This is a genomic window from Hymenobacter nitidus (assembly GCF_020447315.1).
GTDB classification, from domain to species: Bacteria; Bacteroidota; Bacteroidia; order Cytophagales; family Hymenobacteraceae; genus Hymenobacter; species Hymenobacter nitidus.
Window position 1 is genome coordinate 19,103 of sequence record NZ_JAJADQ010000009.1, and the last position, 20,679, is coordinate 39,781.

A 20,679-nucleotide genomic window follows, 5' to 3' on the forward strand; every position below is an offset into this window, starting at 1 on the left:
TAACCCACTGTACTATGCCGTTTCTACTCCAATTCCCCCACGGCTCCCGGCCTGTCAGATGGCTGCTGACCCCGGCCCTGGGAAGCCTGCTGCTTACGAGCGTGGCCATGGCCCATCCGACGGCGGGCCCCGTAACGGAACACGTGCGGGCCGCGCTGCCCACTCGGGTACTGGCCGCCCACGAAATGTACTCGGCCTTTCTGGCCACCGGCCCGGTGAGTGGCCGGGTGGTAGACTCGAAAGGGGAAGGCATGCCCGGCGTGACCGTGGTAGTAGCCGGTACCACGCTCGGCAGCGCTACCAATACCAATGGTGAATACCTAATTCAGGATGTACCGGCCGGCGCCCAGACGCTGGTTATTTCCTCGGTGGGCTACGTAACGGCGCGCCTGCCGATTACGGTCGTCGACGGCCAGCCTTTGCAGCTAGGCAGCACCACGCTGGGCGAAGACATGCAAGCCCTGAGCGAAGTGGTGGTGGTAGGCTACGGCACCCAGAGCCGCCAGAACCTGACGACGGCTATTTCGTCGGTGAATGCCAAGGCCATTGAGCGCCAAACGGTGGCCGGCTTCGACCAGGCCCTGCAGGGCCAGACGCCGGGCGTGCAGGTGACCTCGCCCAGTGGCGCGCCGGGCTCGGGCATCAACGTGCGCATCCGGGGCAACTCCTCAGTGCAGCTCTCCAACAGCCCGCTCTACGTTATCGACGGGGTGCCCGTGCTGCCCACCTACGAGCGGGAGCTGGATGGCCTGAGCAACCAGTCGCCCAACCCGCTGAACGCCATTAACCCCAACGACATTGAGAGCATCGAAGTACTGAAAGACGGCGCCTCGGCGGCTATTTACGGGGTGCGGGCTTCCAACGGCGTGGTGGTCGTGACGACCAAGCGCGGCAAGGCCGGCAAGGCCCAGGTAGGCCTGAGTATGTACTACGGCCAGCAGCAGCTGCGCAAAAAGCTGGACTTGCTCAACGCCCGCCAGTTTGCCGAATACTACAACGAAGCCCGCATCAACTCGGGTGGCACGGCGGCCTACGCCGACCTGAACAACCTGCCCGCCAACACCGACTGGCAGGACGAGGTGTACGGCCCGGCCTCCATGCAGAACTACCAGCTGAACGTGAGCGGCGGCACCGATAAAACCCGCTACTACGTGTCGGGCGGCTATTTCAAGCAGGAAGGTATTGCGCTGAACTCCGGCTTCGACCGGTTCAGCTTCCGCGTGAACCTGGACCAGGAAGTGGCCAAGCGCTTCCGCATCGGCTCCAACCTGAACCTGAGCCGCACCAACAACAACGGCTCGGTGCGCTCGGAGCGCGGCGCCGGCAACGGCGGCACCGTGGTGGGCACCCTGACGCAGATTCCGACCCTGCCGGTGCGCAACCCCGACGGCACCTACGCCACCAACCCCTTCAACAGCAGCTTCGACAACCCGGTGGGGAACCTGCTGGAAACCCGCAACAAGGCCCTTATCTACCAGGTCATCGGCAACGTGTACGGCGAGGCCGACATCCTGAGCAACCTGCAGCTGCGCTCCTCGCTCGGCATTGATTTCCGCTCGCAGGTGGAGAATGAGTACGTGACGCGCGAATTCCCCGGCAACCGCCAGACCACCACGCCCGACCCGGCCACGCTGGGCCAAGCCCGCACCGGCACCGACCAGCAGGTAATCTGGCTGAATGAGAACACGCTGACCTACAACCTTACCCTGGGCGAAAAGAACCGCCTGACGCTGCTGGCCGGCCAGTCGGTGCAGGCCTCGAACCGTTTCACGTCCAGTGCCCGCGGCACGGGCTTCCCGTCCAACGCCGTACCCTACCTCTACGCGGCCACGGCCAACCGCTCGGTGAGCAGCTACGAGGAAGAGTGGGGCCTCTTCAGCGTGTTCGGCCGCGCCATCTACGACTTCGACGGGCGCTACCTGGCTACTGCCAGCCTGCGCGCCGACGGCTCGTCGCGCTTCGCCAAAAACAACCGCTTCGGCTACTTCCCGGCCGTGAGCCTGGGCTGGAACGTGAGCAAGGAAAGCTTCTTCCCGCAGTCCAGCATAGTATCTAACCTGAAGCTGCGCACTTCCTACGGGGAAAACGGCAACCAGGAAATCGGCAACTACGCCCGCTTCACCACCTACGGCTCGGGGGCGGGCTACCAGGGTGGCGGCGGCAGCATTGCGGGCGGCATTTCGCCCGAGCGCATCGGCAATGCCGACGTGAGCTGGGAGCGGACCAAGCAAACCAACTTCGGCGTAGATCTGAGCCTGCTGCGCGACAAGCTGACTTTCACGGCTGACTTCTACCGCAAGCGCAGCACCGATTTGCTGTTTGAAGTGCCCCTGCCCCTGAGCAGCGGCGCCCAGCCCCAGGGCGGCAACCAAACGGCCGTCATCATCCAGAACCTGGGCGAGGTGGAGAACAAGGGCATCGAGCTGGGCCTGAACACGACCAACGTGCAGGCCGAAAACGGCGGCTTCGCCTGGACGACCCAGCTGAATTTCACCCTGAACCGCAACCAGGTTATCGACATCGGCACCGTGCGCAACGAGCAGGGCGTGGAGTCGGAGCGCCGGATTATCGGTGACTATTCCATTGTGCAGGCTGGTTCGCCGCTGGGTACGTTCTACGGCCTGCAGACCGACGGCATCTTCCAGACCGACGACGAGGCCAAAAAGCAGAACCCTGCGGCCCGGGCCGGCGACATCCGCTTCCGGGACCTGAACGGCGACGGCAAAATCAGTGACGTGGACCGCACGGTGATTGGCAACAGCAACCCCAAATCCATTGCGGGCGTCACCAACACGTTCAGCTTCAAAGGTCTGGAGTTGAGCGTTTTCTTCCAGGGCTCGTTCGGCAACGATATCTACAACGAGAACCGCCGCAGCACCGAGGGCATGTACCAGGCCCTGAACCAGACCACTCGCGTGCTGAACCGCTGGACGCCCACCAACCGGGATACCGACGTGCCGCGCGCCGTGCTCAGCGACCCGGCCGGCAACAACCAGGTATCGAACCGCTTCATTGAGGATGGCACCTACGTGCGCCTCAAAAACCTGACCCTGGCCTACGCCCTGCCCACGGGCCTGATTCAGAAAGCCGGCATCAGCGGCATCCGCCTCTACGTGACGGGCCAGAACCTGCTGACCTGGACCGATTACACCGGCTACGACCCCGAGGTCAGCGCCGACCCCTTCTCCAGCACGGGCTTTGGCCGCGACCTGGGCGTGTACCCCCAGTCGCGCACCTACACGGTAGGTCTGAATGCCACTTTCTAACCGACTCCCACCCATGAAAAAGATAGTATACCCCATTCTGGCCGCCGTGCTGCTCACCACGGGCTGCGACAGTGTCCTGGAAAAACAGCCCCTGCCCAGCGTTACGCCCGTCAACTTCTTCCAGAACCGCGACGACGCCGAAGCCGCCATTACGGCCGCCTACGACGCGCTGCAGCAGGAAGGCACCTACGGCCTGGATTTGATTGCCATCGGCGAAATGCCCTCCGACAACGCCACCAGCAGTAACGACGACGTGATACCCCTGGATAAGTTTATCTGGCGGCCCACTACCAAGCAGGTGCGCACCATCTATACGGCCTCTTTCATTGGCATCAACCGGGCCGATGCGGTTATAAAATATGTGCCGGGCATTGAGATGCCGGCGGCGCGCAAAAACGAGATTCTGGGCGAGGCCCGCTTCCTGCGCGCCCTGCACTTCTTCAACCTGGTGCGCCTCTACGGAGGCGTGCCCCTGCGCCTGGAACCCACCGAAACGGCCGAGCCCGGCGCCCTGAACCTGGGCCGCGCCAGCACGGAGCAGGTGTACCAGCAAATCGTGGACGACCTGACCCAGGCCGCCGAGCTGGCCCCGGCCGGCAGCGCCAACGACCGGAGCCGCGCCACCCGGGGCTCGGCCAACGCCCTGCTGGCCCGCGTGCAGCTCACCCAGCGCAACTGGGGTGCCGCCGCCGCCGCCGCCGAGAAAGTCATCAGCAGCAACCTCTACGTGCTGGCCGGCACGCCCAAGGAGCTGTACCCGGCCAATAATAACCGTGAATCGGTGTTTGAGGTGCAGTTTGCCGGCGCCGACGACGGGGGCAACATTTTCCCCGACGTGGCCCTGCCCGCGCCGCCCGCCACCTTCTCTTTCCCCAAGTTCAACATCCCGACCCCGGAGCTGCTGGGCGGCGCCCCTAACGGAGCCGATACTGCGACTTACCTCGCCACCGACCCGCAGCAGCGGCGCACCGACCGGCGCTGGGCCTTCGTGGGCGTGAAGCCTGGGGGGCGCGACCATGTCAGCTTCATTAATGGCGGCAAGAACGCGTCCAACGACAACGACAAGGGGGCTTTTGTCTACAAGTGGTCGGGCAACCCGAACGGCTTCAATTCGGCCGACAACACCTACGTGCTGCGCTTTGCCGACGTGCTGCTGATGCAGGCCGAAGCCCTGAACGAGCAAAACCAGTCGGCCGCTGCCCTGGTGCCCCTGAACCGGGTGCGGACGCGGGCCGGCCTCACGGAGCTGACTTCGACCTCGCCCGAAGCCGCCAGTCAGACTACGCTGCGCAATGAAATTGACCGGCAGCGCCGCCTGGAGCTGGCCTTCGAGGGCGAGCGGTGGTTTGATTTGCTGCGCTACGCCCGCCACGAAGCGGCCACGCCGTCGGTGAACCACCCTAAGGATGCTTTCGACGAGATTCTGGCCCAGCTGGGCCGGCGCGATGCCAACTACCTGCTGCTGCCCATTCCGCAGCAGGAAACCAATAATAATCCGAACGTGACCCAGAACCCTGGGTATTAATTGCTGGGGGCGCTGTAACGCCCCTGGCTTTGTTTTGCGCGGCCGAGGACAGGCCTGACCGCGCGAAGCCGGGGCCGGTTTCGGTATGGGAGAGAAACGAAACCGGCCCGCAGGCTTCTCCCTTTTTGCCCAATACTGAGGCGCTTTCCGCGCTGATTTACCACCCGCTTTTCTGCTCTCCACCCTCGCTTATGCTTCGAATTCCTGCTTCTGCTTCCTTCCTACTGTTGCTACTGGCCCTGAGCCTGGGTACCGGCTGCCAGCGCCTGCCCCAGGCCGGCACTGCGGCCACGCCGAGCACCGGCGCGGCCTTTTGGCTGACCACGACCGATAAATCAGCCCTGTTTCAGGCTCAGGCCGCGCCTGCCTGGAGCACTGACCAGGCCGCGGCCGGAGCCGTTATTGAAGTAGACGACAAGCAGACATTTCAATCTATCGACGGCTTTGGCTACTGCCTCACCGGGGGCAGCGCCGAATTGCTGCACCGCATGGGCGCCCCCGAGCGCCAGGCTCTGCTGCGGGAGCTGTTTGGTACCGACGGCAACAATATCGGCGTGAGCTACCTCCGCCTGAGCATCGGGGCCTCCGACCTCGATGCCCAGGTGTTTAGTTACAGCGACCTGCCCGCCGGCCAGACCGACCCCACGCTGGTCAAGTTCAGCCTGGCCCCCGACAAGCCCCACCTGATTCCGGTGCTCAAGGAGATTCTGGCCATCAACCCCAGCCTCAAGCTGATGGGCTCCCCCTGGTCGCCGCCGACGTGGATGAAAACCAACGGCAACTCCAAGGGCGGCTCGCTCAAGCCCGAGTTTTACGACGCCTACGCCCGCTATTTCGTGAAATACGTGCAGGGCATGCAGGCCGAGGGCATCCGCATCGACGCCATTACGGTGCAGAACGAGCCCCTGCACCCCGGCAACAATCCCAGCCTGCTGATGCTGGCCGAGCAACAGGCCGAGTTCGTGAAAAAGCACCTCGGCCCGGCCTTCGAGAAAGCGAAGATTAACACGAAAATCATCGTGTATGACCACAACTGCGACAAGCCCGAGTACCCGCTTACGATTCTCAACGACCCCGAAGCCAAGAAGTACATCGACGGCTCGGCCTTCCACATGTACGCCGGCCAGATTGATGCCCTGAGCAAGGTGCACGACGCCCACCCCGACAAGAACCTTTACTTCACGGAGCAGTGGGTGGGCTCGAAAAGCCAGTTTGCCGAAAACCTACCCTGGCACGTGCGCACGCTCATCATCGGGGCCACGCGCAACTGGGCCCGCACGGTGCTGGAGTGGAACCTGGCCGCCGACCCGCAGCAAAACCCGCACACACCCGGCGGCTGCACCGAGTGCCGTGGCGCCCTCACGCTGGATGGCAATAAGGTGACCCGCGAAGACGCCTACTACATCATTGCCCACGCCAGCAAGTTTGCCCGCCCCGGCTCGGTGCGCATTGGCTCCACGCTGCCCGAAAAGCTGCCCAACGTGGCCTTCAAAGCCCCCAACGGCAACAAGGTGCTGGTGGTGCAGAACGACAACTCCACGGCCCAGACTTTCCAGGTGCGCCACCAGGGCCGGGCCTTTGCTACCACGCTGCCGGCCGGCGCCGTGGGCACCTACGTCTGGTAATCCGCCCTTTTTCCCGCCCCTCTTCTTCCGCATGAAAACGACGAACCGAATTCTGACTACCCTGGCCACGGCCCTGCTGCTGCCCGGCCTGCTGAGCGGCTGCACCTCGAAGCCGGGTGACGCGCCGGCCCCGGGCAGTGGGGGTGGCGGCGTCGTGACGCCGCCCACTACCGGTCCCTCGCAGGTAGCACTGTGGCTAACGACAACCGACCAGAGCGCCCTGTTTCACAAGAGCACCCTGGCCCTGAATTTTCAGGCCGCCACTGGCAACAACCCCACGATTGTGGTGGACACCACCCAGACCTACCAGTCCATCGACGGGTTTGGCTACACGCTCACGGGGGGCAGCGCCACGCTGATCAACCAGCTGAACGCGGCCACCCGCACGGCCCTGCTCAAGGAGCTGTTTGCCACCGACGAAACCAACATCGGGGTCAGCTACCTACGCATCAGCATCGGCGCTTCCGACCTGGATGCCAAGGAGTTTACCTACGATGATGTACCCGGCGGCCAGACCGACCCCACGCTGGCCCAGTTCAGTATTGCCCCCGACAAAAAGGATTTGATTCCGGTGCTCCGGGACATTCTGACGCTGAACCCTACTCTCAAGATTCTGGGCTCCCCGTGGTCGGCGCCGGCCTGGATGAAGACTAACAGCAGCCTGAAAGGCGGGTCGCTGAAGCCCGAATACTACGCCGTGTATGCCGAGTACTTCGTCAAATACCTCCGGGCCATGCAGGCCGAGGGCATTACGCTCGACGCTATAACGATTCAGAACGAGCCGCTGAACCCGGACAACAACCCCAGCCTCTACATGACGGCCGCCGAGCAGGGCACCTTCATCAAGAACAACCTGGGCCCTGCGCTGCGGGCGGCCGGGCTCAACACCAAAATCATCCTATACGACCACAACCTTGACCGCACCGATTATCCGCTGGCTATTCTGGCCGATGCGGCGGTGCGGCCCTTCGTGGATGGCTCGGCCTTTCACCTCTACGCGGGCAACATCAGCGCCCTGAACACGGTGCACAATGCCTACCCCAACAAGGATGTGTACTTCACCGAGCAGTGGGTGGGCGGCCCCGGCAACTTTGCCGGTGACTTCAGCTGGCACATCAATAACCTCATCATCGGGGCTACGCGCAACTGGAGCAAGAACGTGCTGGAGTGGAACCTGGCCGCCGACCAGAACTACGGCCCCCACACCCAGGGCGGCTGTTCCAACTGCCTGGGAGCCCTGACCATCAGCGGCAGCAGCGTGTCGCGCAACACGGCCTACTACACCATCGCCCACGCCAGCAAGTTCGTGCGGCCCGGCTCGGTGCGCATTGCCACCAACCTGCCTGCCAACCTGCCCAACGTGGCCTTCAAAGCCCCTAACGGCCGCAAGGTGCTCATCGTGCAGAACAGCGGCGCTACCCAGACTTTCGACATTCAGTACCGCGGCAAGGTGGTCAGCTCGACGCTGGCCGCCGGCGCCGTGGGCACCTACGTGTGGTAGCTCCGCACGCTGCCTTTTCTTCACCTCATTCTCGCTGCCTACCGCCTAAGTACCCGTTTCCCGCCCCGCCTACCCGCTTTTCGCACCTGTTCGCCGCTCTGTTTCCCATTTTTTTCCACAACCAAAATTCCCACAGAACATGAACAAGACTACGCTTTTGGCCGGCCCCGTGCGCCGGCTGCGCAACCTGCTGGTGCTGGCCGCCGGCCTGAGCCTGGCCGAACCTGCTACCGCCCAGAGCTTCCTGCGCGCCGACGGGCAGCGCATCGTGAATGCCAGCAACCAGGAGGTAATTCTGAACGGGATGAACCTGGGCAACTGGGGCGTGCAGGAGGGCTACATGATGAAGTACAACTGGGACGGCATCGGGGGCAAGAAAACCCAGGGCATGGTGAAACGCTCACTCTACAACGCCGGCATGAGCGAGGCGGCCATCGAAACCTTCTACCAAAACTACCGCAATAACTTCATTACCAAGCCCGACCTCGACTACATTGCCTCGAAGGGCTTTAACTGCGTGCGCCTGCCGCTGCATTACGAGCTGTTTCTGACGCCGGCTCAGCGGGCCGTGCGCACCAAGGTGATGCTCGGCACCGTTTCGTACGATTCCTACGTGAGCCAGCTCACCAGCTGGTACAACGCCAATCAGCTCTTTACCGACCCCAACAACATGGAGGCGCTGCGCATGATTGACAACACCCTGGCCTGGGCCCAGGCCAACAACATGTACGTGGTGCTGGACATGCACGCCGTGCCCGGCTCCCAAGGCACCGACGCTAACATTGCCGACCAGATTGTGGCCAACGACCTCTGGAACCGCCAGATCAACCAGGACGTGCTCGACCGGCTCTGGCGCTTCGTGTCGAACCGCTACAAGAACGACGCGCGGGTGGCCATGTACGACCTGATCAACGAGCCCAACAACTACCCCAGCAACCAGAAGATTCACGACGTGTACCAGCGCCTGATTACCTCTATCCGGGGCCAGGGCGACAACCACCTGATTCTGCTCGAAGGCAACGGCTGGGGCAACGACTACAACTACATGGAGCCGTTTACCTTCCCCAACCGTTCCAATCTGGTGTACAACTCGCACCGCTACAGCGGCGATACTTACCTGATGGACAACGGGGTGAACTCGACCGGGGGCAACGCCAACAACATCCGCTTCATCGGCGACCTGCGCAACTTCCGCTCGACCCACAACGTGCCCGTCTGGATTGGGGAAACCGGCGAAAATACCGACACCTGGATGCGCGACGCGGCCCGCAACCTGAACTCCGTCGGCATTGGCTGGTGCCACTGGACCTACAAGCGCTTCGAGGACCGCAGCAACCCGGCCTTCATGCATATCAACCCGCCCTACGTGGTGGATGGGCCGGCCGGCCTGAACCAGGCGCTGATCAACATTCAGTGGGCCAACTGCGTGCCCAATACCACCGTGGCGGCCGTGTCGCCGAACCAGAACGGCATCGTCAACTACCCCGGCGGCGGCAACTACAACGGCACCGGCAGCACGCCCAGCGGCCCGGCCATCGGGCGCATCTACCAGATCAGCTCCAAGAACGGGGGCAAAACGATGGAAATCTCGGCTAACTCTACCGCCAACGGGGGCCGGGTGCAGCAGTGGGGCTGGGCCAACACGGCCAGCCAGAAATGGAAGCTCGTGGACGCCGGCAGCGGCTACGTGCGCATCGTGAACCTGAACAGCAACAAGAGCCTGGACGTGGCCGGCCCCAGCACTGCCGACGGTGCCCTGACCCACCAGTGGGACTGGCTGAGCCAGGACAGCCAGTACTGGCAGATCATCAGCAACGGCGACGGGACCTACCGCATCCTCAACAAGTACAGCGGCAAAGCTCTCGACGTCTCCAACAACTCCACCGCCGACGGCGCGGCCATTCACCAGTGGACCTACGGCGGCGGCAACAACCAGCGCTGGTACTTCTCGGACCAGGGCGCGGCCCGCACCACGCTGGCCACGGCCGGCTCGGCCACCGATGCCCGCCTGCAGCTCTACCCCACTACCGTTGATGCCAGCCTGGCCTTCGAGTACACCGCCGACCAGGCCGCCACAGTAGCCCTACGGCTGGTGGATATGCTGGGCAAAACCGTGCTGCAACGGCCTGAAACGGCAGTGCGCACGGGTCTGAATTCTTTCCGTCTCAGTGTGGCCACGCTGCCGGCCGGCGTGTACGTGCTGCGCCTGGATACGCCCGAAGGGCAGCTCCAGCGCCGCCTCGTTATCAGCCACTAGCCCCGATTTCCCACTACGGCCGGCGCTTCGGTGCCGGCCGTAATAGCGGGCCTGCCCGCGCATATTCTATCATCATGCTCAACAAGCTTCTCCCTTCCTTATTGCTGTCGGCGCTGAGCGTAGGCGGCGCGCTAGCCCAGAAAGCGGCCAGCCCGGCCCGCAACTTCAAAGCCTATTCGGTGGTTGGTAAAAAAGCCCAGGTGTATACCACGGCCGCCGGTACCGACAAGCGCCTGGCCGCCGGCGAAACCCTGGCGTTTCAGCCCAAGCCCCAGCCCCTCGAATCCGAGGTGTGCGTGTTCGTGGACCCCACCAAGACGTTTCAGTCGGTGCTCGGCATTGGCGGCGCCCTGACGGATGCCGCCGCCGAAACCTACGCCAAGCTCACGAAGGACCAGCAGCAGGAGTTCATGCAGGCCTACTACAGTCCCACCAAGGGCATTGGCTACACCCTGGCCCGCACTACCATCCACAGCTCCGACTTCAGCAGCGCGCCCTACACCTACGTGGCCGACAAGGACGAGCAGCTGAAGACCTTCAGCGTGAAGCACGACGAGCAGTACCGCATTCCCTTTATCAAGCAGGCCCAGCAGGCGGCCGGCGGCAAGCTCACGATGTACGTGGCCCCCTGGAGCCCGCCCGCCTGGATGAAGGACAACAACAGCATGCTCAAGGGCGGCAAGCTGCTGCCCCAGTACCGCCAGACCTGGGCCGACTACTTCGTCAGGTTCATCAAGGAGTATGAGCGCCAGGGCATCCCGATCTGGGGCCTGAGCAGCCAGAACGAGCCGATGGCCAAGCAAACCTGGGAATCCTGCCTGTTTACGGCCACCGAGGAGCGCGACTTCATCAAGGAATACCTGGGGCCCACGCTGAAGAAAAACGGCCTGGGCGACCGGAAACTCATTGCCTGGGACCACAACCGCGACCAGATCTACCAGCGCGCCAGCACCATCCTCGACGATCCGCAGGCCGCCCAGTACGTGTGGGGAGTGGGCTACCACTGGTACGAAACCTGGACCGGCAGCGCCATGATGTTCGACAATGTGCGGCGCGTGCACGAAACCTACCCCAATACCAACCTGCTGCTCACCGAGGCCTGCATCGAGAAGTTTGACTTCAATAAAGTGAACGACTGGAGCCTGGGCGAGAAGTACGGCCACTCGATGATCAACGACTTCAACAACGGCAACGTGGGCTGGACCGACTGGAACATCCTGCTCGACGAAAACGGCGGCCCCAACCACGTCAAGAACTACTGCTACGCCCCCATCATCGGCGATACGCGCACCGGCAAGCTGGTGTATACCAACATCTACTACTACATCGGCCACTTCTCCAAGTTCATCCGGCCCGGGGCCCGGCGCATCGTCAGCTCCTCCAACCGCGACCATCTGGAAACCACGGCCTTCCTCAACACCGACGGCAAAGTAGCGGTGGTCGTGATGAACGACGGCGACCAGAAGCAGGATTTCCAGCTCTGGATGCAGGGCCAGGCGGCCACCGTCAGCAGCCAGCCCCACTCCATCATGACGCTGGTGATCAACTAGCCGCAACTGGGCGGCATTGTCACGGCTACCCGATTCCGGCAAAGCAGCCTGGAAGCAGCAATAACCGCGACCAAAGTGCTATCCACCGTAGCCGGATTTTCGCGTCCAACCTGATGCTTACGCCATTTTTTCGGTTATATCAGGTATGCATACACCTCCACAACAACTGGTTGCCCGCTGGTCGTGCGGGTTCCGCCTGCTACTGGCCGCGGCCCTGCTGACGCCGCTGGCCGGGGCAGCGCAGCAGCAGCTCCCTCCCACCGACTGGGCCAAACTGCAACGCTACGCCGACGCTAATCAGCGCCTGCCCGCCCCACCGGCCTCCCCGGCCCGGGTCGTACTCATCGGCAATTCCATTACCGAAGGCTGGGTGAAAGCCGATTCGGCCTTTTTTGCGGGCAAGCCCTACGGCTACATCGGCCGGGGCATCAGCGGGCAGACGTCGGGGCAAATCCTGCTGCGTTTCCGTCAGGACGTCATCCAGCTGCGCCCCGCCGTGGTTGTGATGCTGGTGGGCACCAACGACGTGGCCGAAAACCAGGGCCCCTACGTGCCGCAGCGCACCCTGGACAATATTATGAGCATGGTGGAGCTGGCCCGTGCCCACCGCATTCGGGTGGTGCTGGCCTCGGTGCTGCCCGCCGCCGACTTCTGGTGGCGCAAGGGCCTGAATCCGGGACCCAAAATCGTGGCCCTGAATCAGCAGATCAAAGCTTACGCCGCCCAGCAGGGCCTCGTCTACCTCGACTTCCACTCGGCCATGGCCGACGCGCAGCAGGGCCTGCCGAAAGCTTACGCCGATGACGGCGTGCATCCCAATCTGGCCGGCTACCGCGTGATGGAGCCGCTGCTCAACCAGGCCGTGGCCCGGGCTCTGAAGCGGAAATAGCCCGGCCGGAAATTTCTCACTTTTCTCTCCCTCGTTTCCTATGGCTCTTGTTGCCCCTTCTGCCATCGGCGCCCAGCCGGATACCGGCCACGCCACGCCGCGCTACACCTCGGCCCTGTCGTCCCTGACGGTGCTGTTCTTCATGATGGGTTTCATTACCTGCCTGAACGATATCCTGATTCCGTACCTGAAAGCCATTTTTCAGCTCAGCTACACCCAGGCCAACCTCATCAACTTCTGCTTTTTCGGGGCCTACTTCGTGATGGGAATTCCGGCCGGCCGGCTGGTGCAGCGCATCGGCTACAAGGGCGGCATGCTGGCGGGCTTCGTGGTGGCGGCCGTGGGCTGCTTCCTGTTCTACCCCGCCGCCGACAGCCGCAGCTACGGCTTGTTTCTGGCCGCTTTGTTTGTGCTGGCTACCGGCGTGGTGCTGCTCCAGGTCGCCGGCAACCCCTACGTGGCCATCCTGGGGCCGGCCCGCTCGGCTCCGGCGCGTCTCACGCTCACCCAGGCCTTCAACTCGCTGGGCACCACGGTAGCGCCCCTGCTCGGCGCGGCCGTCATCCTCTCGCACCTCCCCGACCTGGAAACCGCCTCCGCCGCGGCCATCGACGTGCGCGCCGTACAAACGCCCTACCTGGCCATTGGTGGCGTGCTGCTGGTTATCAGCCTGCTGCTGGGCTTACTGAAGCTTCCCAAAATCGTGCACGCCGATGCTGACGCCCAGGCTCCGGCTGGGCAGCAGGCCTGGCACTACCGCCATTTGGTGCTGGGCATGGTGGGCATTTTTGCCTACGTGGGTGGCGAAGTCGCCATTGGCTCCCACATCGTAAGCTACCTGCACTTGCCCGAGGTAATGAACCTGACGCCCAAGCTGGCCGGTAAAATGGTGGCCTACTACTGGGGCGGGGCCATGGTGGGCCGCTTCATCGGGGCCTATCTGCTGAGCCGCTTCAACCCCGGTCGTCTGCTGGCCACCGGGGCCGTGGGCGCCATCGTGCTCATCCTGATTTCCATCAATACTGCGGGGGAAACTGCCATGTGGAGCCTGCTGGCCGTGGGCCTGATGAACTCCATCATGTTTGCCACCATTTTCACGCTGGCCGTGGCCGGGCTGGGTCGGCACACCGAGCAAGCCTCGGGCCTGCTGAACGTAGCCATCGTGGGCGGAGCTGTGGTACCGCTGCTTTTTGCTTTGGTCGCCGATGTCAGCACGCTGCAGCTGGCCTTTATTCTGCCGGTGCTGTGCTACGCATACATCGTCTGGTACGGCCTGAAAGGGCACGTGCCGCAGGCCGGCACGCACTAGCTTATTCCGGGAATCTATTCAACGAAAAAGGCCGCCATATCCCGTATAGCGGCCTTTTTCGTTGTATCAGCTCTGCTCAACGCCCAAACAAAGCGGCCAGAATCGGTTCGTCCTGGCAGTATATATCGGCGTAGAACCGGAGCCGGCCATTGTCGGCCTGGCAGGTGTAGTAGCGAATCTGGATGGGCAGGCCCTGGGCCAGATCGAAGCGGCACTTGTCGCGCTGGGCGATGCTGCGCTTTATGACCGGCAGGGCCGCCTGCTGCTTTTCGCGCTGCAAGAGGTAAGCAGCCAGGGCCAGCGGCTTTTCGACCCGCACGCAGCCGTGGCTGAGGGCACGCTGCGGCTTCTGAAACAGGGAGCGGGCCGGCGTGTCGTGCAGAAACACGCTGTGCTGGTTCGGGAAGTAGAATACGATGTTGCCCAGCGCATTGTGGCGCCCTGCCGTCTGCTTGATGGTGTAGGGAAAGTTGGTGGCGTTGTACTTGCTCCAGCGCACGTGCCAGGGGTTTATGAGGCGGTTGCGGTAGTCGTAGAGCCGGTAGTGGTTGTCGTAGAGGAAGCTGGGGTCGTCCTGCAGCTGGGGCAGCATTTCGTTCACGGCAATGCTGTAGGGCACCCGCCAGTCGGGCGCCGTTACGAACACGATAAGGCGGCTGTTGAGGGTGGGAGTTGGCGTTTCGGGCTTACCTACTACCACCCGGTGCGTCTGCACTACCTTCCCCCCGCGCATTAGCTGCAGCCGAAACGCCGGAATATTGACCAGGGCATATTCGGCCGCCGTATCCAGGGCCGCCGCTTCCCAGCGCAGCCGCTCCAGGTTCACCGCGACGCGCCGAAAGTCTGCTTCGTTACCGCGCGGAGTAGCGGCCGAATCGGGCTGGGCCTGCAGGGTGCGGCTCCAGGCCTGCTGCACCTGCTGGTAGGCCTGGCCAGCCGGCTGAAACCGCAGAAACGAGGGCGCAAACGTGGCCGCGGCCAGGGCTTCTTCCAGGGCCGTAGTGGCCTGCTGGGCAGCCAAGCCTTGCAACGGCGCGGCCACCAGCGTCGTGGCATCGAGCTGCCCGAAGCGCAGGTGGGCCGCGTAGCGCAGCAGGGCATCGGTGAGGCGCAGCTCAAAGCTAGCCAGCTGCCGGCTATGCTGGTCAGCCGAATCTTTTACGCGCAATGAATCAGGCAGGGCCCAGAGGTCGGCGCTGCCGTAGGCAGCGGGCGAAAGGCCAAACTGCCGGGCCTGGCTCAGTAGCTGCAGGGCCTGCCGGGCCGGGGCGTTCCAGCCCGAGTCGGCGCGCGTCCAGGCGGGCACGAAGCTGCGCCCGGCGTAGAAGGATTGTACCACCGAGCCGGCCCGCAGCCCCAGGTGGGCGTAGGTCGCATCGGCCCCCAGGGCGGCCGTGTCGAGCAGGGCGCGCAGGTATAGCACGGCCGTCGAGCCGCGGCGGACGGCAGCACCTGGCTTCTTGCCGCCTCCGGCCACCGCCAGCGGTGACCAGGAAAGCGCGCAGCTGACAAGAAGGAGCCATAAAAAGGCAGGCCGCACACTGCTTCTTATCTGTTGCATCACAAAGCAGTAAGAAGGGTGAGAAAAAGCCGGGCGAGTAACGCTTAGAGCATAGAAGCGCGGTAAAGACAACGTAACTACCAACCGGAGCCCAGCTGGCAGACCAAGCATAAGGTAGCAATTAATTATCTGATAACCAACCCTTATTCCGCCCATTTACCCCAGTGCAGCAGGATGGCGCGTCTGCAGTATTTCCCGGCCGGCTGCTGCTATTCGTCCAGCTGGCTCACCACAATGCGGGCCGTCACCAGCAGTTGGCCCAGGTGGCGCATGGTGTGCTCGGCGGCATGCACCAGCAGCCCGAGCACCGTGGAGGGCACCTGCGCCCGGCCTACACCCCGCGCTTCCCGCAGCGTAGCTTCATCAGTGTGGCGCAGCTGGGCCAGGGCCCGCTCCACCTGGGCAGCAAAAGCCTGCACCAGCTCGGCGGCCGTGCACCCGGGGTGGGGGCTGTGCCCTTCCACGGCCAGGGCTGCCAGCTGTTCCGGCGTGAGGGCTTCGGCACGAGCGTAGGTCAGCAGCCGGTCGAGCACGCCGGTAAGGTGCTGGAGGTGAAACCCGACGGAGGCCACCCCGGCCGGGCGCTGCCACAGTAGAGCGGCCGGAAAATCGGCCAGCTGGGCCTGAATTTCTTCCCGGGCCTGCAGCAGGGCGTGGGCTACGGGTTGCAAGAGGGGCGGCACACCGGGCAGGGGCCCGCGCAGCCATACTTCCAGAGCGTTGGGTGGGTTCATGTTCAGACTAACTAACAATTGTACTTGTTGTTAAAGCCCCAAAATATTTGCTTCTTGCTTAGGCTATTTTAAAGCATAATTTATATTCTTCACTAACTAGTCCTACATTTATCCTAGGCTGGTACTTATTACTTCAGTTATGTTAAAAGTCTCGCAGCGTGGGCTTGCCATGCCCTTGTCGCCCTACCGGCGGCTCACTCCCTTCGCCGATGCGGCCAAACAACGGGGCGTGAAAGTCTTTCACCTCAACATCGGCCAGCCCGATATTGAAACGCCGCCCACCATGCTGGCCGCGGTACAAAAGGCCGATATCCGGGTGCTGGAGTACAGCCCCACGGCCGGCTACCCCAGCTACCGCCGCAAGCTGGCCGACTACTACCACAACGTGGGCATCTCGGTGACGCCCGACGACATTCTGGTGACAGCCGGTGGCAGCGAGGCCATCTTCTTTGCCCTGATGAGCTGCCTGAACCCTGGCGACGAGCTCATTATTCCCGAGCCGTTCTACGGGGCCTACACGGCTTTTTCCGTGGCCACCGGCGTGCACATCGTGCCCGTTACGTCTTACCTGGCCGAGGGCTTTGCCCTGCCGCCCATCGAAGAGTTTGAGCGCCGCATCACGCCCCGCACCAAGGCCCTGCTGCTGTGCACGCCCAACAACCCGACCGGCTACGTGTACAGCCGCGACGAGCTGGAGCAGCTCAAGGAGCTGTGCGTGCGCCACAACCTGTACCTGCTTTCCGACGAAGCCTACCGCGAATTCTGCTACGACAGCGACTACGTGAGTGCCATGCATCTGGAAGGGGCCGACAACAATATTGTGGTGCTCGACACGATTTCGAAGCGCTACAGTGCCTGCGGGGCCCGCATCGGGGCTTTTGTGACCAAGAACAAGGACTTGCAGCAGGCCGCTTTCAAGTTTGCCCAGATGCGCGTGAGTCCGCCCGGCCTGGCCCAGGTGCTGGCTGAGGCGGCCTCGGAGCTGCCCGTGAACTACTTCGACGTGACCAAGGCCGAATACCAGGCGCGTCGCGACCTGATGGTAAGCCGCCTGCGGGCTATTGCCGGGGTGGAATGCCCCGTGCCCGGCGGCGCGTTCTACGTCATGGCCCGGCTGCCGGTCGACAACTGCGAGACGTTCTGCCAGTGGCTGCTCGACTCGTTTACCTACGAAAACCAGACGGTAATGCTTTCACCGGCCAGCGGCTTCTACGCCACGCCGGGCCTGGGTAAGCAGGAAGTGCGCATGGCCTACGTGCTCAACTGCGACGACCTCGACGTGGCCCTCACCTGCCTGGAGCAGGCGCTGGCCGTGTATCCGGGGCGGGAAGTGCCGGTAGCGGAAGTGGCGTTTGCCTAGTCCGGCGGCCGGCTACGTGCCGGCGCAGGCTGTATAAAAAGAGAGGGTTGCGCCGGTTATCTTGCGCAGCCCTCTCTTCCTTTGCTACCCCTTACTCAGTCATGCCCGTTCCTACTTCCCCAGTTCTCGAGCAGCCCGCTGGCAGCAAAAACTCCCTGGCTTTGCGCCTCTGGCACTGGGGCAGCGCGGCCGTCATTTCGAGCCTGCTGACGACTATTCTGTTTCTGCGGGTTATCGTCGACACGCGGGGGCTGGGGCCCTCGTTTCAGGAAGTGATGCTGAAGCAGGGCGTCACAATGAGTACAGAGCAGGTGCGCGGGCTGAGCCGTGTTGTGAGCCACCGCATCTGGGACTGGCACGTCTACCTGGGCATCACGCTTTCATTTTTGCTGCTGTTTCGCCTCGGGCTGGAGTTTTTCCAGACGGGTGGGCAGCGCTTTTCCGTCCGGCTGGCCGTGGCGCGGCGCTACTTCCGCCAGCAGGGCGCCGACCTGCGTGATGCGCGCCACTCTTTGCTGGTAAAGTATTCCTACGTGGCCTTTTACCTCATGCTGGTGGTGATGGTGGGCACCGGGCTGGTGCTGACTTTCGCCGATGACGTGGCGTTTCTGCACGAGCTGGAACACACGATGAAGGAAATACACAACGTGACAATGTACTTGGTCATGGCCTTCATCGTGTTCCACATCGGGGGAGTAGTCTGGTCGGAGCTGAGCAAGGGCAAAGGCATTGTTTCTGACATGATTAACGGCGGCAAATAGGCTTTCCCTAGTCACCACTCCACGGCATATCATGGAAATAAACCGCTTCTGCCCCGAGCAGAAGCGGTTTTCTCGTTTTATAGTGCCAACTTCAAAGTCCGGTGTGGCTGATCCTGAGTAGCAGGGGCGTGCCGGCCTTATTCCGTTGTTATTGCTCCCCTTCCCATGCGCAAGCTTCTCTCCCGGCTCCTGACCGTTTCTGCCCTCACTACCGGCCTGGCCGCCAGCCGGCCCGCCGCGGCGCAGTCGGCAGCTACCCCGAACGCCTTTATGACCGACAGCCTGGACCGCTACATTCAGCGCGGCCTGCGCCAGTGGCAGATTCCGGGCCTGGCTATTGTGGTCGTGAAAAATGGCCAGGTAGTGGTCAATAAGGGCTACGGCGTGCGGGCCGTGGGCAAGCCTGAGCCCGTGGACGCCAACACGCTGTTCATGATTGCCTCGAACACGAAGCTGTTCACGGGCACGGCCATTGCCAAGCTGGAGGCCGACAAGAAACTCTCGCTCGATGACCGGGCCGACAAATACCTGCCCGGCTTCCGCCTCTACGACTCCATCAGCTCCCAGCTCGTGACCGTGCGCGACCTGATGGGCCACCACTTCGGCACTAAGACCTTCCAGGGTGACTTTACCTTCTGGGATTCCAGCCTGAGCCGGGAAGAAGTGGTGCAGCGTATGCGCCTGCTGAAGCCCAGCGGCCAGTTTCGCAAAGACTACGGCTACTGCAACGCCGGCTTCGTGGCCGCGGGCCAAGTGGTGAAGGCCGCTACCGGCGGCACCACCTGGGACGACTACGTGCAGCAGAATTTTCTGCAGCCCCTGGGCATGAGCAACACCTACACCGGCACCACCGGCTACGCCCAGCGGCCCAATATTGCCCTGCCCTACTCCAACACGTTTGGCCCCCTGGCCCAGATGCCCTTCGACAACATCGACAACATCGGGCCCTGCGGCAGCATGGTGTCCAACGTGAATGACCTGGCCAAGTGGCTGCGCTTTCAGCTCGATAGTGGCCGCTACGAGGGCAAGCAGCTGCTGAGCTGGGCGGCCATGCGCAAAACCCGGGACCCCAACACGCTGCTGAACACCCGCAAATCGACGATGCTGCCCACCCACTACATGACCTACGGCCTGGGCGTTTTCTCAGCTGACTATGCCGGCAGCCAGGTGTTCTGGCACACGGGTGGCGCTACCGGCCACGTGAGCAACGTGTGCTTCGTGCCCGAGGAGCAGCTCGGCATTGCCATCCTGACCAACAACGACAACCAGAGCTTTTTTGAGGCTCTGCGCTACCAGATCCTGGACAGCTACCTGGGCGTGCCCTACAAGAACCGCAGCGCCGCCTTCCTGAAAGGGGCCCGCGCCGGCGACCAGGAAACTTACGCCGCCGTAGCCCAGCTCCAGAAGCGCGTCAGCCAGAAGAAGAAGGCACCGCTGAGCCTGGCGGCCTACACCGGACAGTTTACGCACCCGCTGTTCGGCCCCATCAGCATCAGCCAGAAAGGCAAGCAGCTGCTGGTCAACTTCCCGAACCACCCCAACCTGACGGCCACGCTGGACTACATGGACGGGCAGGAATTCCGGGCCACCTACTCCAACCCGACGTATGGTATTTTTCCGGCTGTATTCAAGGTGGAAGGCAAGCAGGTAGCCGGGGTCGAAATGCGTATCAACCCCTTCATCGAATACGATTCTTACCAGTTCAGCCGTTTGTAACCCGGTTTGTGGCGTGGTTTCTGCCACCGGACTCCGCAGACCTGGCTATAATTTTTCCTTTGTATGCGGCTGCGCTTCTTTCTCTTGGCTCTCGGTTTGGGTACTGGCTTAGCCACGGCCCAGGCCCCCGTTTCCGGCCCCGCTCCGGCGCGTACGGCATTGGCGCTGACCCTCAATGGCCAGCCCGTGGCCGTCGACACGGCTTTTTCGCGGCTGGAAGTCAGTACGGGCGTCAATAAGGTGCTGTCCATTAATCTGGTGCGGACCGACAGCCCCGACGACCAGGGCCTGACCATTCTTATCGACCAGTTTCCGCTGGCCCCGGGGCAGTACCGGTTCAAGGAGATTCTGAGCGGGCACGTGCGCGACGCCTCCTACCGCTACGGCACCACCACGGCCTATTCCAACGCCTGCGGCCTCAACGACGGCGTGGTGCAGGTACTGGCCATCGACCCGCAGCGCCGTACTATTCGGGGCACCTTTCGGGCCGTGCTCTGTGAGTCGGAGCCGCGGCCCGGGGCCAAGCGCCGCCGTTTCGCCATGAGCGGCTCGTTTCAGGGCGTGTACTCAGCGCAATAGAAGGATTCGTTACAGCTTCCTAGCTTCCTGTCCAGACAAAAGCCCG

General features: G+C 62.9%; 14 protein-coding genes. 12 read left to right on the top strand and 2 right to left on the bottom strand.

Going from position 1 to position 20,679, the window contains the following annotated elements:
- Positions 1-14 precede the first annotated feature (14 nt).
- The 8 genes from LGH70_RS16675 to LGH70_RS16710 all read left to right on the top strand — a co-directional run bounded on the left by LGH70_RS16675 (position 15) and on the right by LGH70_RS16710 (position 13,922).
- The gene (locus LGH70_RS16675; protein ID WP_226187864.1) at positions 15-3,266 is read left to right on the top strand and encodes a SusC/RagA family TonB-linked outer membrane protein; all 3,252 of its coding nucleotides are present in this window, start codon (positions 15-17) and stop codon (positions 3,264-3,266) included.
- A 13-nt stretch (positions 3,267-3,279) separates the two neighbouring features.
- On the top strand, positions 3,280-4,791 hold the full coding sequence (locus LGH70_RS16680) for a RagB/SusD family nutrient uptake outer membrane protein (protein ID WP_226187866.1): 1,512 nt from the start codon (positions 3,280-3,282) through the stop codon (positions 4,789-4,791).
- Between the two features lie 191 nt (positions 4,792-4,982).
- The gene (locus LGH70_RS16685; RefSeq protein WP_226187869.1) at positions 4,983-6,416 is read left to right on the top strand and encodes a glycoside hydrolase family 30 protein; all 1,434 of its coding nucleotides are present in this window, start codon (positions 4,983-4,985) and stop codon (positions 6,414-6,416) included.
- 31 nt (positions 6,417-6,447) lie between these two features.
- Complete coding sequence (locus tag LGH70_RS16690; protein ID WP_226187872.1) at positions 6,448-7,917, top strand: glycoside hydrolase family 30 protein; 1,470 nt, start codon at positions 6,448-6,450, stop codon at positions 7,915-7,917.
- A 139-nt stretch (positions 7,918-8,056) separates the two neighbouring features.
- Positions 8,057-10,174, top strand: coding sequence for an RICIN domain-containing protein (locus LGH70_RS16695; protein WP_226187874.1), 2,118 nt, complete (start codon positions 8,057-8,059; stop codon positions 10,172-10,174).
- A 74-nt stretch (positions 10,175-10,248) separates the two neighbouring features.
- Positions 10,249-11,724 carry a glycoside hydrolase family 30 protein gene (locus tag LGH70_RS16700; RefSeq protein WP_226187876.1) on the top strand — a complete coding sequence of 492 codons (1,476 nt, stop codon included), beginning with the start codon at positions 10,249-10,251 and terminating at the stop codon, positions 11,722-11,724.
- 145 nt (positions 11,725-11,869) lie between these two features.
- A complete protein-coding gene (locus LGH70_RS16705) occupies positions 11,870-12,613 on the top strand; it encodes an SGNH/GDSL hydrolase family protein (protein WP_226187878.1) in 744 nt (247 codons plus the stop codon).
- 40 nt (positions 12,614-12,653) lie between these two features.
- Positions 12,654-13,922, top strand: coding sequence for a sugar MFS transporter (locus LGH70_RS16710; RefSeq protein WP_226187880.1), 1,269 nt, complete (start codon positions 12,654-12,656; stop codon positions 13,920-13,922).
- 76 nt (positions 13,923-13,998) lie between these two features.
- On the opposite strand, the gene LGH70_RS16715 is transcribed toward LGH70_RS16710, so the two are convergent.
- Both LGH70_RS16715 and LGH70_RS16720 read right to left on the bottom strand, forming a co-directional pair.
- A complete protein-coding gene (locus tag LGH70_RS16715; protein ID WP_226187882.1) occupies positions 13,999-15,399 on the bottom strand; it encodes a L,D-transpeptidase family protein in 1,401 nt (466 codons plus the stop codon).
- A gap of 293 nt (positions 15,400-15,692) precedes the next feature.
- A complete protein-coding gene (locus LGH70_RS16720; protein ID WP_226187884.1) occupies positions 15,693-16,217 on the bottom strand; it encodes a DinB family protein in 525 nt (174 codons plus the stop codon).
- Positions 16,218-16,356: 139 nt separating this feature from the next.
- Here LGH70_RS16720 and LGH70_RS16725 point away from each other — a divergent pair, with 139 nt between their 5' ends.
- The 4 genes from LGH70_RS16725 (at position 16,357) to LGH70_RS16740 (ending at position 20,633) form a co-directional block, all read left to right on the top strand.
- Positions 16,357-17,577: a pyridoxal phosphate-dependent aminotransferase gene (locus LGH70_RS16725; protein ID WP_226187886.1), complete on the top strand. Its 1,221-nt coding sequence runs from the start codon at positions 16,357-16,359 to the stop codon at positions 17,575-17,577.
- Positions 17,578-17,678: 101 nt separating this feature from the next.
- Positions 17,679-18,338: a cytochrome b/b6 domain-containing protein gene (locus LGH70_RS16730; RefSeq protein WP_226187888.1), complete on the top strand. Its 660-nt coding sequence runs from the start codon at positions 17,679-17,681 to the stop codon at positions 18,336-18,338.
- Between the two features lie 165 nt (positions 18,339-18,503).
- Positions 18,504-20,054, top strand: a complete 1,551-nt coding sequence (locus LGH70_RS16735; protein WP_226187890.1) for a serine hydrolase — start codon at positions 18,504-18,506, stop codon at positions 20,052-20,054.
- Positions 20,055-20,150: 96 nt separating this feature from the next.
- Positions 20,151-20,633 carry a hypothetical protein gene (locus tag LGH70_RS16740; protein ID WP_226187892.1) on the top strand — a complete coding sequence of 161 codons (483 nt, stop codon included), beginning with the start codon at positions 20,151-20,153 and terminating at the stop codon, positions 20,631-20,633.
- Positions 20,634-20,679 lie beyond the last annotated feature (46 nt).